We start from the raw sequence: 12755 nt of genomic DNA, 5'->3' as shown, positions 1-12755 counted from the left end.
CAGGCGCAGCAGCAGGCAGCATTGGATCAGGTCATGGCCATGCAGTTGGGTGCCGAGGTGCTGCACGGCCAGCAGGAGACGCAGGAACGGCACCGCATCGCCGAAGAGCACCGCGCGGCGGCTGAGGAGCGCGCCGACTGGCGCAACCGGGTCCGGGACATCGAGGGCCCCAAGGGCGAGTACGCCCGCGCCGTGGCCGAAGTTGTCGAGGAGAAGCGCCTGGAACTGGGCCGCGAGCTGTTGGAACAGGCGGAGGCCGGAGAGCTGCCCCAGTGGGCGGAGAAGCTAGGCCCCGTCCCGGACGCCCCCGAGTGGAGGGAACGCTGGATCGAGCGCGCGGGCACCGTGGCTGCATTCCGCGAGGCTCACGAGTTCGAGCACGACCGCGATGCGATCGGCACGCGGCCGGGCCGCGGTGCGGTCGACGTCCGGCAGGATTGGGACCGCGCATACCGCGCCCTGGGGGAGCCAGAGGACCGAATCGAGCTGGTGGGTGCCACGGACGCCACCCTGCGGCGCATGGTCGAGCAGTACGAGCGCGAGACCGAGTGGGCCCCACCGCACGTCGCTGGCCAACTGCGCGAGGTCTCCGAGTCTTTGTCCGACCTTCAGCGGGAGGCGGTGCAGAAGTACATCGAGGCCCGCGAGGCGGAGGACCCCGTGCGGGCGGAGGAACTGCAGGCCGCCGTCGAGGGGTACGACGCCCTGGCCGCCAGGATGGAAGAGGACCGCGCGGCCCTGGAAAAGGTCCACGAGGCCCGGCAGGCGTGGCACGAGCACACCGAGGAGGCGCGGACCCAGGCGCAGGAGGCACAGCGGCAGCTGGAACTCCGCGCCCCGGAACCAGAGACCGACCGGGAGTCGCTGGAACTGCAGGAGGACGTGCAGGAGGCGGCGGCGGAACGGGAGCTGGAACAGCCCGAGACCGGCGAGCGCGAGCGGCTGCACGAGGCCCACGAGCGGGCCCACGCGGACGGGCGCACGCTCACGGGCGAGGAGCTGCAGCGGGCCGTCCAGACCGCGACCAGGGCAACGGAGATCCTGGCCGACCGCGAGCAGACGCGGCAGATGGAAGAGGCGGAGCGGGCCCGCCGGGACGAGCCCGTGGTGCAGCGGCCGGAGCCGCAGATCGAGGACCCCGCGATCGAGGCCAGCGGGTACGAAGTCGAGAGGTAACCTGGCTGCACCAGGAAGGGGCGGACTGCCATCGGCGGCCCGCCCCTTCACCGTTAGTCGTGCACCGGTCAGGGCTGCGGGGCTCTGCCCCGGACCCCGGCCACCCTGCGGAGGGTGTGGGGGGCACGGATCTTGAGTGCGGGTTGTGGGGGGTGGAGAGGGTGGGTCGCGGTGCGGGCCCCCTCGTAGGACGGCACCCGCAGGGCACCGCGGCCGCCGCCGGGCCGCCAGGCCAGGCCGCTGCGCGGTCGGCTACGCCGAGCCTGGCCCCCCGACAACGCCCGCGGTAGGGCGTAGCCTGCCGCCCAACGAGGGAACCACCCCCGCTCCGCCCGGGCCCACGGCGAGCCGCCGGAGAGGGAGGGACCACTGGCAGCGTGTCAGTGCACGCCGCTACCGTCGACACCATGGCCAGCAACAGCGACCCGTGGCGCCCCCGCCGGCTCCACCCATCCATTGAGGACGTCATGCCGCCCGCGGCCGTGAAGGCGACCGTCCTCAATGGTGTGACGCCATCCTGGCCAGGCCACGAGTACGGGCCCACCCCAGTTCCAGCACCGGCCCCGAGCACTCCAGGACTTCCAGAAGGAGTCCGCCGGACACGAGCCGAGCTGGAAGCCCTCCGGGACGACGCCGTGCAGCAGTTCCACGCCGGCGAGCACGCGCGCGTGCAGCTGGACGAGGACGAGGACGAATACGACGTACGGCGGCCCGCCTGGTTCACCCAGGGCGTGTGGGCCGCAGCCGCCTGGTTGTTGGGTGAGCTGCAGAACGCCCCGATCAGCGGAGAGACGCACGCCTACCCCTACACCGTCCGCCAGGTTGGGCGAGAGAAGACACACGCGGTTGACTGCCTAGAAGGCAACGACTGGCCCGACGTCGACCGGGATTACGCCCTGGGAATCCGGGAGGCGGTCCGCTGGGTGCTCTTCGAGTGGAAGAGTCGGCCCGTGCCGCCGGCGGCCGCTTGACCTACGCACACGAAGAGGCCCGGACCATCGGTCCGGGCCTCTGTCGTTGCCGTGCTCAGGCGGGAACTTCCCCCGTCTTCAGCATGTGAATGTGCCGCTTCAGGTCCTCCGGTGGGTCGGTCCTCTTGTTCTCCATCGGGTTTTTGTGCCCCTTGTACGGGTCGGACCGTCCATAGGAGTCCACCCCGTTCGGTTCCAGCTTGCAGTTCGCCAGGATGAACTGGCCTTGGCGCACGGCGTCCGGCAGCCAGCGGCCCAGCCACTCAGCCACCCGCAGCGGTCCCGACTCAGGATCGGTGAAGGCCCAGTTCCAGGCCGCCATCAACCCTGTCAGCGACTCGACCATGTCCGGGTGCAGGTGCCAGCAGGACACCGCGTGCGTGCCGTAGCCGAGCATTTCCGTGAACGAGCGCGGATACCTCACCCGGAAGGTGCCCATCGTCCAGTCCAGCAGGAGTTCCCAAGCTTGGGCCTGCTGTGCCTGGGTGAAGGCGCCCCAGTTCCAGACCGCGAGCTTCGCGGACTCCGGCTTCTCCGCCAGTTTCTTGACGGTCAGGGACAGCTCTGCCACGGCGTCCGCGAGGTTCTGCCCCTCCAGGGCTTCCAGTCGCTCGTTCACGCCGTCCAGACGCTTGCCCAGGTTCCGAGTCCGCTCCCACATCGCCAGCACGTCGCGCGGCGGTTCGGCGGCCTCACGGCTCCGCTCGCTCATCCGGTGTACCTCCACCGGTCGGCACCCGTGGCCGGGTTGCCAGGTCCGGGCTGGCCGGGGATGCCAGGCGCCGCAGCCGGCGGGGCGTCCACCGCACCGGGCTGGCCCGGGACGACCGGAGCCGTGGCAGGCATCTGCGGAGGCAGCACCGGTCCGTTGACCTGCACGCCCTTCTTCTTCAGCTTGGCGTCCAGCTTCGCCTGCACCTTCTCCTGCTTGACCAGGGCTCGCACGTCACGGCGTTCCCACACCGGGGTGAATCGGTAGCGGATGGGCGGAAGGTGCCGGTAGAAGATGAGACCGGTGCCTTCCTTCATCTGCCGGATTGCGTCCTGGGGCATTACCCGGACTCGCCGAACGGTGACGCTCTGGGATTTCCTGTCCTCGTCCGAGGTGGACGCCGACGCCACCTCTTGGTCCTTTTCGCCGGACAGCAGCGACAGCTCTTCCAGGTCATCGGGGAGGGAGAGCCCACCGAGGACGACCCGCACGGAGTTGTTCATGATGGTCTGGGCACCGTTGCGCCCCCACCGCTCACGCAGCTGGGAGGGGGACTGCACGCTGATCAGGAGCTGGATATTGCGGCCGCCCGCATCCGCTGACCACAGGTGAAGAGGCAGAGGGCAGATGACGGCCGCCTCGTCCAGGACCATCCGCAGGTACGGGTCCAGGCGGCCGCCCGGCGAGTTGTCCGCCCGGACGTAGGCCGCATCGTAGATCTCGCCCACCAGGGCGGAGAACAGCGGAGCTACGGAGCCGTATCGCACGTCCCGTCCCATCACGTACAGGGTGCCGCGGCTGTTGAGGAAGTCGTTCACGTTGAACCGCTGCTCGCCGGGCCGGGGGCTGACGATCTCGGTAACCTCCGGGTGGGACATGAACTGGAAGCTACGGACCAGCGTCAGATACACGCTGTCCCTCGTCCTCTCGGGGGCTTCCAGCATCTGTGCCAGCAGCTGAGCCCAGCCCGCCGGCACACGGTCGTAGTGCGCCTGCAGGATCTCCAGCGGCTCCCGCTCTGTGGGCGAGGTGACCCAGCGCCGGACCATCATCAGGTCGCCGCCCTTGAGCGCGGCCGCCAGCAGGTACGAGGACAGCACCGTGAAGGAGTGCCCCTCCCAGAAGGACGCGTTTTCCATGTCCTCCCCGGAGGCCGAGGCCGCCAGGATGTAGCCCGCCCGCCGGATGGCCGTAGAGGCGTCCTCGCAGCCCTCCACCAGGTTCCAGCGCAGCGTGTTGGGCACACCGGACAGGCCCGCGTTGAAGACCCAGACGGGCCGGTTGTGCTCGCGCCGCAGCTGGTGGGTGTTCTCGTAGAGGTCACCGCGGGTCGAGGTGACCACCACGGACCCGGCGGCATCGATGATCCCGTTACCGAGCTGTGCACTCTTGCCCATGCGGGGCGGTGCGTACATCAGCACGACGTCCTCACATGCGAGGTACAGACCCCTCTTGTAGATGAGATCGATCCCCAGGTGCAGGCCGAGGTCATGAGGGCTGATCGAACGGCGCTTGATCTCGCCCAAGGACGGGCGGAGCACGTCAGCCCGCTTGCGCAGGCCCGACTCAGACAGCCACTTCCGCAGTTCCTTTGGGGTGGCGAACCCGGCGCGGTCGGAGGCGTTCAGGGGTCCGGCTTTGGCCATGTCGAGCTTGCTCCGCAGGGCCACGAGGCCCAGGCCGGAGGCAACCACCGCCGTACCGAGGAAGCCGGGGAAGCCACCGAGAGGCCAGTTCGAAAGCACCGTGTTCACGAGCTCCGGCAGTGAGGGCCCGCCACCGTCAGCCCCGCCGGAGGCTGCCGCCCAGGCGGGCAGTCCCGCCGCCAGGGATGCGGTACCCATGCCCCGCCGGGGCTTGCTGACGATGAGGCCGGACGGCTTGCGGGGGTCGAGGCCGGACAGGTCTGTGGTTGGGGGTGTGGGATTCTCTTCCTTGCGTGACACGAGATCACTCCTCTTGTCGCGAAGTCCCCGGGTCCGGCGGTTCCAGCGCCTCCCGGGGGCGCTTATATGTCCGGTGACCTCTCGATCACCGTACGTTCCAGGACTGACAATCAGTCCCTCAATTCCTCAGCCGTGCTTTTCGATGATGGGCTTGAGGTACTTCCGGGCAGTCCCGGGCGTGAATCCAGTGCCCTTGTGCAGGAGTTCACCGAGCTTGACGCCCGACAGGGCCCGCTCTTCCGGCGATAGGCGAACGTAGCGCCATTCCAGCAGTTCAACGCCCGTCAGGTCCGGTTCAAGCTCCGCCACGGGGTCGGTGGCCTCGTCGACGACTTCCGACTCAGGCGCCGGAAGGGCGTCGGAGGAGTCGCCAATTGGCGACTGCACCACCTCGCCCGCCTCGTACGGGTTCACCTCCGGCTCGGAGGCGAACGGCTCAGCCCTCGAGGGCTCCTGCTGTGGCAGCCAGTCAGGGCCGTCGATACGGGCCTGCACCATCGCGGGCCGTCCATCACTGCGGGCCGCGAGCGGTCCGCCAGCGGTCGCCAGCTGGCCGCCGTGCCGGAACCCGCCCTCGTAATAGGTCTCCGGCTCCGGGACCGCCTCGGGGTGCCCGTGGTACTCCGTCAGGTCGACGTCGACCGGATCGGCGGCCGCCTGCTGCGGCAGGGCGGGGCGGTCTTGGCGGACGTCGAGCCGTTCCAGTTCGCCGGGTACCGGGATACCCGCAGCCTCCAGGCCCGCCGGCGCCGTCTCGGAGATAGGCACCCCGTACTTCGCCAGCCGGAGCGGCATCAACGACGCCACCGGAGCCTTTCGGCGCCAGGCACGGCCGAACCGCTGGTGTAGCCGGGCCTGATACACCAGGCGATCCTGTTCCAGCTTGATCACCTGCTCATAGGAACGCAGCTCCCACAGCTTCATACGGCGCCAGAGCCTGAAGGTGGGGACAGGAGAGAGCAGCCAGCGCGTGAGGCGGACGCCCTCCATGTGCTTGTCCGCTGTGATGTCGGCAATCCGGCCGACCGCGTGCCGTGCCGCCTCCACCGCGACGACGAACAGAACGGGGATCACCGCGTGCATCCCCACCCCGAGCGGATCGGGCCAGGCCGCCGCGCCGTTGAAGGCGATGGTGGCAACCGTCAGCAACCACGCCGTCTGACGCAGCAGCGGAAACGGAATCCTGATCCAAGTCAGCAGCAGATCGAGCGCGAGAAGCACGACAATGCCCGCGTCCACGCCGATCGGGAACGCGTACGAGAAGTCCCCGAACCCCTTGTGCTGCGCGAGCTCCTGCACCGCCGCGTACGACCCTGCGAAACCGATACCTGCGATGATCACAGCGCCCGTGGCTACGAGACCGATCAGCACCTTGTGAACTCGGGTCAGGGGCGGTGTCTTCCTGTCCGTCGTGGCAGTCATTCGTCCCTCCCTTCTTCCGGTTCTGCCGCCGCCTCCAGGCGTTGGATGTACGCCAGGGCATTGGCGCGCAGTTCTTCCTCCGTGTCACCCACGAGGAGTTCGGCGTGCGCGAGCAGTAGGTCGATGCCCACGCGGATCAGCGTGTTCTCAGTGATTCGTTCGGTCTTGCGGCTCCGTGCGTCCATCAAGTCCCGGGCGAGGGCGGTGAGGCCGCTGTACTGGTCATCCCGCATCGGCACCCACTTCGGCCGTCCTTCACTCTTGGACTGAGCCGAAGTCCGCTTAGCCGGCGAGTTGTCCGCCATCGGTCCCCCTTGGGGTCTTGGGATTGGTGACCCCAAGAGGTTATGGGTCCGGACCTGTGGATACGGCCCTGCCGGGGCACGTTCGCGGACTGTGGGGACGCTCCCCATCGCCACCTCCCTGTCATCGAGTACAGGAAGAACCTAACCCACTAACCCTTGAACTTCAAGGGTTAGTGGGTTAGGTTGGTTCTGCAAGCGAGAGAGGGCCAAGGCTTGCAGGCCCTGACCCTCCCTCCGGGCGGAAGTTGCAGCTCCCGCCCGAGACCCCGGACAGGCGACCTACCGCCTTCCGGGTTGGGACACCCCTGACTGGAGGGATCTCCGTGCGTAAGTCTCGCAGCCGCACCAGCGGCTTCTCCATCCCGGCCCCCGCGACGCGCCCGCAGCTGGTGCTGATCGGCAAGAAGGGGCCCGCGTTCACCAACTCCTGCCCGGAGTGCGACGGCTTCCAGACCGTCGTTACCCGGCGCAGCGGACAGCCTGTGACCGTCCGCTGTGCCTGCCAGTTGGCGGTGAGCGCATGACGCAGGAAGAGCAGGCAAAGGCGGCCGCCGAAGCTGCCGCCGCAGCCCAGCGTGCCGAGCAACAGCGCCAGCAGGCAGAGGCCGAGTTGCAGCGTCACGGCCAGGCCATGCGCGGAATCGGGGGCGGTCGATGAGCGACACCCGTCCACAGCTTCCGACCCGTCCTCAGCCGCACGAACGCGACGGACGGCAGCCGCAGCAGCAGCCCGCGCGGCCGCACCCCGGCCGATAGGCCCCGGCGGGGCTGTCGCCAATTGGCGACAGCCCCGCCTCCCCTTGCTCGCCTTGATGGAGAGGCACACCCATGTCGCACTGCACCAACCCCGTTGAGTTGGAGCGGATCTCCGACGCCGATCTGCGCGCTGAGGCCCGCGCCGAATGGCTGGCCGGGGAGTACCGCGCCAGCGACCACCCCACCGCCCACGTTCACTACGACCTCCCCGGCCAGGCGTTCACCGTCGTTGCCCGGCAGGGGGGTGCATCTGCATGACCAACACCCGTGAACGCCTGATCGCGGCCGCAGCCCTCGTCCTCGCCGTGCTGGTCATGGTGACCTCCGTGGAGATCGGGCGAAACGCGATCGAGTCCCTTCTCACCGGCGCCACCACGTACGGCACCGCGGTGCTGGCCGCCGCCCTCGTGTTCGCGCTTGCCGGGGCACCCGTGGGCATCCGGCCAGTCCTGAAGGCAACGCGCACCGTGGTCACCGTCGCTGTAGTGGTCGCCCTCGTCCTGTACGGCACCGGAAAGTCCCTGTGGGCGGTGATCGCCTGATGGCCCGACACAAGGACCCCCGCCAGCTGAACGGCGGATACCAGCTGGCCATGTTCGACACCGAGCCTGAGCCCGCCACCCCGGCGGGCCCGGCCCCCGCCGGCGGGCAGTGGGCCAAGGCCAACGGCCTGCACCTGCAGACCGGTTCGGCGGGGTCGGCGGTGCTCAGCCCGTGCGGGACCTACCGGTACCGACTGGACAGGGTCTGGGACGAGCAGGCCCCGCCCCTGGTGTGGGTGATGCTCAACCCGTCCACGGCGGACGGGGACGAGGACGACGCCACCCTTCGCAGGGTTACCAGCTTCTCGAAGAACGCCGGGCACGGGGGGCTGACCGTGGTGAACCTGTTCGCCCTCCGGTCGAGGGACCCCAGGGAACTCCGCAGGCACGCCGACCCGTTCGGGCCGTGCAACGGGGGCGCGTTACTGGACGCCACAGCGTCCTCTACTCGGATCGTTGTTGCTTGGGGCGACGTGGGCCGCGCAGAGGCCGAGCAAGCTCGCTTCGTCACGGACCTGTTGATCTGCCGCGGGCGCTCACTGGAGTGCTTGGGGCTCACACGCAAAGGCCGCCCCCGACACCCGCTGTACGTCCGGGACGAAACCCAGTTGACCGCGTACGCCCCTCAGTCGCCAATTGGCGACCGGCGCCCGGCGGCCGCCACCACCGACCAGGGGGTGAAGGCGTGAGCAAGAAGGACGAGTTCAACCCCTGGAAGTTCGACCGCGAGCAGGCCCGTAAGGGGCAGGCCCGCCTGACGATCGAGCGGCACGGCCACGAGGTGACGTTGGACCACCAGGGCGTGTCCATCGATGGAAAACGCATCGTCCGGGACGACCCGTCCAAGGGTGACCACGGCTTCCAGATCACTGCGCAGGGGACCGTCATGTACCGCGACCAGGAGGTCGCCGAGATCGAGCCCTCACCGCAGGGCACCGCCAACCCGGGCGAAGTGACCGTGTGGGGCAAGGACGGGCCCACGCTTCCCGAGCGCCGCGAGCGCGAGCTGGCCGAGCGGGAGCGCGAAGAGAGCGAGCGCAAGGAGCGAGACAGCCGATACCGCGGCAGTGAGCGGCAGCAGCAGCAGGAACTCACCCGAGATGGACAGGAGAAGACGCTGTGACCGACCACCAGCCCAGCCCCGTGCCGTTCGATCCGGCGCTCTACCTGATCGAGCAGGCCCACCGCCAGCAGCAGATCCCGGAGACGTTCCGCCCCGCGCCGCCTTTGCCCCCAGTCCGGTCCGCCGGCGGATGGCTGTGGGACCACTTCGGACGTATCGCGCCGGGGCTCGCGACTACGACCATGTCCGCACTCGCATGGGGCTGGAACGGGCGGATCCCCGACGGCTCCAGCCGCCCGCTGTGGATCACCGGCACGATGGCCGTGCTCGCGGGCTGCGCCGGGTGCGTTGCCGCTGCCAAGCCGCACGGCGACAACGAGACCGTGCGCATGAGCTTTTCAGCGTCCGCCGTCCTGGCCGTATCCGGGGTGACCGCGTGGACTCCGGACTGGCAGCTGGCCGCCCTGCTGTGGGCGGGGGCCACCGCCGCGGTATACGCGGTGTGTGCGCCGATGTGGCGCAAGGACCGCAGCGAGATCCGTGCCCAGGCCCACGAGCTGGCCATGGAGGAGACCAAGGGCGTCAACACAGCCCGGGTGAAGGCGATTGAGGTCTCTGGTGCCGTCGCTACGGCTCAGTGGGAGTACCGCCAGGAACAGGCGAAGGTCGCGGCGATCGTGGCCGCCGCCACCGCCCGGCAGCAGCGCATCATCCAGCCCGGCGAGGAGCTGGACGTGCAGGCTCTCCTCCGGGCCGCGCACGTGGGCGAGCTGAACTGACTTCCGGCGAACAATGAAGGGCCCCCACCGCAGGGCGGGGGCCCTTCTGCTGTGCTCGTCTATGCACCCGGCAACGCTTCGGCCCGCTTCTGCAGCCGCACCGCCGCCGTCCGGATCCGGGAAAGGTCCACGGATGCCTCGTCCCGATGGAACGGGGCGACGTCGAGGGCCAGCGCCTCGTCCAGCTGCCGCAGGGCCTTCTCCGCCAGATTGGCCGCCGCGCGAATCCCGACGCCCGCCTTCTCCGCCTCGTCCTCGTCTACCAGCTCCGCATCCACGACCTCGTCCTCGTCGCCAGTTGGCGACTGGCCAGCAGACGAGGCGCCCAGGCCCTGGCGGTCCCGGCGGGCGGCGTACACCGTGGCGGTGACCTTCTTCCCGCCCGCCTCCCGCTGGACGCTCTCCACGAAGTTGCGGGCCGCCTCGTCTCCGTTGTGCTTGACGATCGGCGCCAGCTCTCGCGCGTGCGACTCCACCAGCGTGTCAACCACGGCCGGGCCGAGCGGGGCGAGTGCCCGGGTCACCACCGCCAGGTCGATGAGCCGGTATCCGTACGACCGGTCCCACTCCCACCGGGCCTTGACGTAGTGCCCGAAGTCCTCATGACCCTTCAGTCGCCACAGCTCACCCTCGTTGATCTCGTTGAGGAGCTGGCCCACCTCCACCCTGTGGCGAGCCTGCAGCCGCCGAAGGTTCGTGTGGTACTCGCTCAGGGACGCCTCAATCAGCGCCTCCAGCGCCTCCAGACGCTCGACGGGGGTCAGCTCCACCGGGGCGCCCGCAGCCGCCTGCGCGGGCAGCTGGGCCCCTCCACCGCGGGTTGCCAGCCCGCCCCGCAGGGCAGTGCCGAATCCGCCCTTTTTCTGCTTGCTCATCGCGCCACCACGTCCAGCACTTCACGGGCCAGCAGGTCAATGTCCGACCCGCCCCTGACCTTAATGTCCCTGCCGAAGGTGTGTGCGGGTCCATCGAGCGCCGTAGAGAACTTGTACCGGTTACGGAGCACGAGGTAGCCCGCCGAGCTCAGCTCTTCCTCGACGTCGTTTGCCGCCGAACTCTGGCCGACCATGGTCAGCACAATGGCGAGCTCCGGCGCCGGCGCACCGGTGTCCTTCAGTTGCTGGACGTAGCCCAGTACCGATGCCGCGCGCTCCAACTCGTTTCCGGTCGGCTGCATGCACAGCATCAGCCAGTCGACTGCGCTTACCACCGGGAGGTGAGGGCCGTCCTTCTTACGCTCCCAGGCTCCGGTGTCCAGCGCGCACAGACCCTTCTCCGGGCACAGTCGTTGCGCCTCGTTGCGGATCTGGCCAGGCACCGGCGCCGGGTAGACGGGCACGCCGAAGTCCGTCTGAGCCGCGTGCACATAGAGCGTGCCGTGCTCATCATCGCCCGGGACGTCTGTGTCGATTCCGACGCATGGCACGCCGAGTTTTTTCCAGTGGGGGAGAAAGTGGCTGAGCAGTGTCGACTTGCCCGCGCCACCCTTTCCGACGAAGGCGACCCGGCGGCCCTGGGCGGGCAGCACCGGCACGGGGCGAGGTGTTGTCATGGCACGGGACGGTACAACCCCGGCCCCTGATCGTGAGGCACCGCGTGCAGCTTGTACGACAGGCGGACCCGATCAGCCTCCAGACCGTCGCCAATTGGCGTCGACTCCACCTCCGCATGTGGCACACGCGGCATGGCTGCTTCCCGGTTCGGTGGACTCGTCCTGCTGCTCAAAGAGCGCCACGAACCTGGGAGGGGTGCAAGGCCAGGCCGCTACGCGGTCGCCGCTAGCGGCGAGCCTTGCACCCCTCCCAGAACCGCGGCGGGCGGAGCCCATCAGGACGTGCCCGCCGAACAGGAGAACCCGATGTCACAGAACTTCTTCCCCGCGGCCCTGGCCGAGCAGTACCGCATTGAGAGCGTCGCGTGCAGCCTTCGTAACGGCGAGTCGACGGTCATCAACGGCACCCTGGTCACGGCCGTATCCCTGGAGGAGGCGGAGCGGGCCTGCCGGGACGAGCCCGTGGTGCAGCGGCCGGAGCCGCAGATCGAGGACCCCGCGATCGAGGTCAGCGGGTACGAAGTCGAGAGGTAGCCCGACTGCACCCGGAGGGGCGGACTGCCACCAGGCGGTCCGCCCCTTCACCGTCCAGCGACGACTGGCGAACCTCTCCCAGACCGTAAACCCCTGAAACCACGGGGATTTTGGGCCGCCCGGCAGGCTGGAAGTCGACAAGTCACCCACCCCGTGGGGCGGGAGAAACACCAGTTAATTGGCGTGTCCTTGTGCCAACGCCTCTAGATCACGGCTAAGATCCACACCATGGCAGGAGTACGCGGACTACAGCACAAGCCTCGGACGGTCTATCCACCGGACAAGGCTGTGCGGGCCGTCGTGCTTCTGTACCCCGAGGACGTCGAGCGGAAGCTCTACGAAGAGCTGGTCAACGACCTTGGCGTGTCCGGTGCGGAAGTCCTCCGCGAAGCTCTTCGCGAGCTGCACAAGCGAGAGACGAAGCGCAAGGAGCGGCAGGCCCGCCAGAAGGAGCGCCAACCCAAGGAAGTCGACCCCCAGATGATCGAGGAGCTAGACCAGGCCGGATGACAACAAGGCCGGACATGCAAAAGGCCCTGACCCGAACTTTCAGATCAGGGCACCGCATCGCTTCGGCGGGACGAACTCAGTCACAAGCTGCCAGGCACGTCGCTGAGTAGTCCCTATTTGTGCAGGTGAAGCCCTTTTGTAGGTGCCGGACAGAGTCCGGTACCGGGCTTCGTTGTGCCCTCACCGCACCGCAGGAAGGCTTTCCCATCCTAGCAACAAGCCGCGGTGCTGGCCCAGTGCGCCCCGAATCCGGTGTGTCCACCGGACGAACGTCACACCAGGTCCAGACACCGCGTACCCGATTCCTCCGGCCCCAGGCCGTCGAGGACTTCCCGGCCCGGGGGCCGCCGTTCTGCCGTGCCTACGTCGCAGTAGGACGCGGCCCGCCGTGGTGGCGCGGGGCGTGACAGCACCCATGGGAGACCGGCCCCAGGAAACCGGCCCGAGGCCCAGCGCGTGGCGAGCGCAGGGAGTCCGGACTTAGCCC

16 protein-coding genes and 1 pseudogene are annotated in these 12755 nt (G+C 68.8%); 11 read left to right on the top strand and 6 right to left on the bottom strand.

Annotated elements, in window-relative coordinates; genetic code table 11:
* Both IOD14_RS44080 and IOD14_RS44075 read left to right on the top strand, forming a co-directional pair.
* Positions 1-1176, top strand: a pseudogene (locus IOD14_RS44080) (hypothetical protein); the annotation flags it as partial.
* 635 nt (positions 1177-1811) lie between these two features.
* Positions 1812-2147 carry a hypothetical protein gene (locus tag IOD14_RS44075; protein ID WP_212673568.1) on the top strand — a complete coding sequence of 112 codons (336 nt, stop codon included), beginning with the start codon at positions 1812-1814 and terminating at the stop codon, positions 2145-2147.
* Between the two features lie 55 nt (positions 2148-2202).
* Here IOD14_RS44075 and IOD14_RS44070 read toward each other — a convergent pair whose 3' ends face one another.
* From IOD14_RS44070 to IOD14_RS44055, 4 genes are all read right to left on the bottom strand, one after another.
* A complete protein-coding gene (locus IOD14_RS44070; protein WP_212673567.1) occupies positions 2203-2859 on the bottom strand; it encodes a hypothetical protein in 657 nt (218 codons plus the stop codon).
* Entirely contained in the window at positions 2856-4805 is a 1950-nt protein-coding gene (locus IOD14_RS44065) for a type IV secretory system conjugative DNA transfer family protein (protein ID WP_212673566.1), read from the bottom strand. Before IOD14_RS44065 ends, IOD14_RS44070 begins: the two co-directional genes overlap by 4 nt.
* A 126-nt stretch (positions 4806-4931) precedes the next feature.
* Entirely contained in the window at positions 4932-6227 is a 1296-nt protein-coding gene (locus IOD14_RS44695; RefSeq protein ID WP_249126350.1) for a DUF2637 domain-containing protein, read from the bottom strand.
* Positions 6224-6532 carry a hypothetical protein gene (locus tag IOD14_RS44055; RefSeq protein ID WP_212673565.1) on the bottom strand — a complete coding sequence of 103 codons (309 nt, stop codon included), beginning with the start codon at positions 6530-6532 and terminating at the stop codon, positions 6224-6226. The genes IOD14_RS44695 and IOD14_RS44055 overlap by 4 nt, the downstream gene beginning before the upstream one ends.
* A gap of 323 nt (positions 6533-6855) precedes the next feature.
* Between IOD14_RS44055 and IOD14_RS44050 the strand changes: the two genes are divergently transcribed.
* The 7 genes from IOD14_RS44050 (at position 6856) to IOD14_RS44020 (ending at position 9672) form a co-directional block, all read left to right on the top strand.
* Positions 6856-7056 (top strand): hypothetical protein, encoded by a 201-nt coding sequence (locus IOD14_RS44050; RefSeq protein ID WP_212673564.1) that lies wholly within the window; start codon positions 6856-6858, stop codon positions 7054-7056.
* Positions 7053-7190 carry a hypothetical protein gene (locus IOD14_RS44045; protein ID WP_212673563.1) on the top strand — a complete coding sequence of 46 codons (138 nt, stop codon included), beginning with the start codon at positions 7053-7055 and terminating at the stop codon, positions 7188-7190. Before IOD14_RS44050 ends, IOD14_RS44045 begins: the two co-directional genes overlap by 4 nt.
* Positions 7191-7360: 170 nt before the next feature.
* Positions 7361-7546, top strand: coding sequence for a hypothetical protein (locus IOD14_RS44040; protein ID WP_212673562.1), 186 nt, complete (start codon positions 7361-7363; stop codon positions 7544-7546).
* Complete coding sequence (locus IOD14_RS44035) at positions 7543-7830, top strand: hypothetical protein (RefSeq protein ID WP_212673561.1); 288 nt, start codon at positions 7543-7545, stop codon at positions 7828-7830. The genes IOD14_RS44040 and IOD14_RS44035 overlap by 4 nt, the downstream gene beginning before the upstream one ends.
* Positions 7830-8519, top strand: a complete 690-nt coding sequence (locus IOD14_RS44030; protein WP_249126349.1) for a DUF1643 domain-containing protein — start codon at positions 7830-7832, stop codon at positions 8517-8519. Before IOD14_RS44035 ends, IOD14_RS44030 begins: the two co-directional genes overlap by 1 nt.
* Positions 8516-8953, top strand: coding sequence for a hypothetical protein (locus IOD14_RS44025; RefSeq protein WP_212673560.1), 438 nt, complete (start codon positions 8516-8518; stop codon positions 8951-8953). The genes IOD14_RS44030 and IOD14_RS44025 overlap by 4 nt, the downstream gene beginning before the upstream one ends.
* On the top strand, positions 8950-9672 hold the full coding sequence (locus IOD14_RS44020; protein ID WP_212673559.1) for a hypothetical protein: 723 nt from the start codon (positions 8950-8952) through the stop codon (positions 9670-9672). The genes IOD14_RS44025 and IOD14_RS44020 overlap by 4 nt, the downstream gene beginning before the upstream one ends.
* A 59-nt stretch (positions 9673-9731) precedes the next feature.
* Here the strand turns inward: IOD14_RS44020 and IOD14_RS44015 are convergent, their stop codons facing one another.
* Both IOD14_RS44015 and IOD14_RS44010 read right to left on the bottom strand, forming a co-directional pair.
* Positions 9732-10547: a hypothetical protein gene (locus tag IOD14_RS44015; RefSeq protein ID WP_212673558.1), complete on the bottom strand. Its 816-nt coding sequence runs from the start codon at positions 10545-10547 to the stop codon at positions 9732-9734.
* Positions 10544-11224 (bottom strand): hypothetical protein, encoded by a 681-nt coding sequence (locus IOD14_RS44010; RefSeq protein WP_212673557.1) that lies wholly within the window; start codon positions 11222-11224, stop codon positions 10544-10546. The genes IOD14_RS44015 and IOD14_RS44010 overlap by 4 nt, the downstream gene beginning before the upstream one ends.
* A 306-nt stretch (positions 11225-11530) precedes the next feature.
* Between IOD14_RS44010 and IOD14_RS44005 the strand changes: the two genes are divergently transcribed.
* Together IOD14_RS44005 and IOD14_RS44000 are read left to right on the top strand one after the other, a co-directional pair.
* Positions 11531-11758, top strand: coding sequence for a hypothetical protein (locus tag IOD14_RS44005; protein ID WP_212673556.1), 228 nt, complete (start codon positions 11531-11533; stop codon positions 11756-11758).
* Positions 11759-11986: 228 nt separating this feature from the next.
* The gene (locus tag IOD14_RS44000; protein WP_212673555.1) at positions 11987-12268 is read left to right on the top strand and encodes a hypothetical protein; all 282 of its coding nucleotides are present in this window, start codon (positions 11987-11989) and stop codon (positions 12266-12268) included.
* Positions 12269-12755: the final 487 nt, after the last annotated feature.

Origin of the sequence: Streptomyces sp. A2-16, from assembly GCF_018128905.1 — a bacterium.
In the GTDB taxonomy this organism is placed as follows: domain Bacteria; phylum Actinomycetota; class Actinomycetes; order Streptomycetales; family Streptomycetaceae; genus Streptomyces.
This window is presented reverse-complemented; position numbering and strand designations above follow the sequence as displayed.

What these genes read in the sequence shown, in the direction of transcription:
- IOD14_RS44045 (WP_212673563.1), top strand. Translation starts at nt 7,053, where the DNA reads ATGACGCAGGAAGAGCAGGCAAAGGCGGCCGCCGAAGCTGCCGCCGCA.
- IOD14_RS44005 (WP_212673556.1), top strand. Translation starts at nt 11,531, where the DNA reads ATGTCACAGAACTTCTTCCCCGCGGCCCTGGCCGAGCAGTACCGCATT.
- IOD14_RS44010 (WP_212673557.1), bottom strand. Translation starts at nt 11,224, where the DNA reads ATGACAACACCTCGCCCCGTGCCGGTGCTGCCCGCCCAGGGCCGCCGG.
- IOD14_RS44040 (WP_212673562.1), top strand. Translation starts at nt 7,361, where the DNA reads ATGTCGCACTGCACCAACCCCGTTGAGTTGGAGCGGATCTCCGACGCC.
- IOD14_RS44695 (WP_249126350.1), bottom strand. Translation starts at nt 6,227, where the DNA reads ATGACTGCCACGACGGACAGGAAGACACCGCCCCTGACCCGAGTTCAC.
- IOD14_RS44030 (WP_249126349.1), top strand. Translation starts at nt 7,830, where the DNA reads ATGGCCCGACACAAGGACCCCCGCCAGCTGAACGGCGGATACCAGCTG.
- IOD14_RS44035 (WP_212673561.1), top strand. Translation starts at nt 7,543, where the DNA reads ATGACCAACACCCGTGAACGCCTGATCGCGGCCGCAGCCCTCGTCCTC.
- IOD14_RS44015 (WP_212673558.1), bottom strand. Translation starts at nt 10,547, where the DNA reads ATGAGCAAGCAGAAAAAGGGCGGATTCGGCACTGCCCTGCGGGGCGGG.
- IOD14_RS44070 (WP_212673567.1), bottom strand. Translation starts at nt 2,859, where the DNA reads ATGAGCGAGCGGAGCCGTGAGGCCGCCGAACCGCCGCGCGACGTGCTG.
- IOD14_RS44055 (WP_212673565.1), bottom strand. Translation starts at nt 6,532, where the DNA reads ATGGCGGACAACTCGCCGGCTAAGCGGACTTCGGCTCAGTCCAAGAGT.
- IOD14_RS44000 (WP_212673555.1), top strand. Translation starts at nt 11,987, where the DNA reads ATGGCAGGAGTACGCGGACTACAGCACAAGCCTCGGACGGTCTATCCA.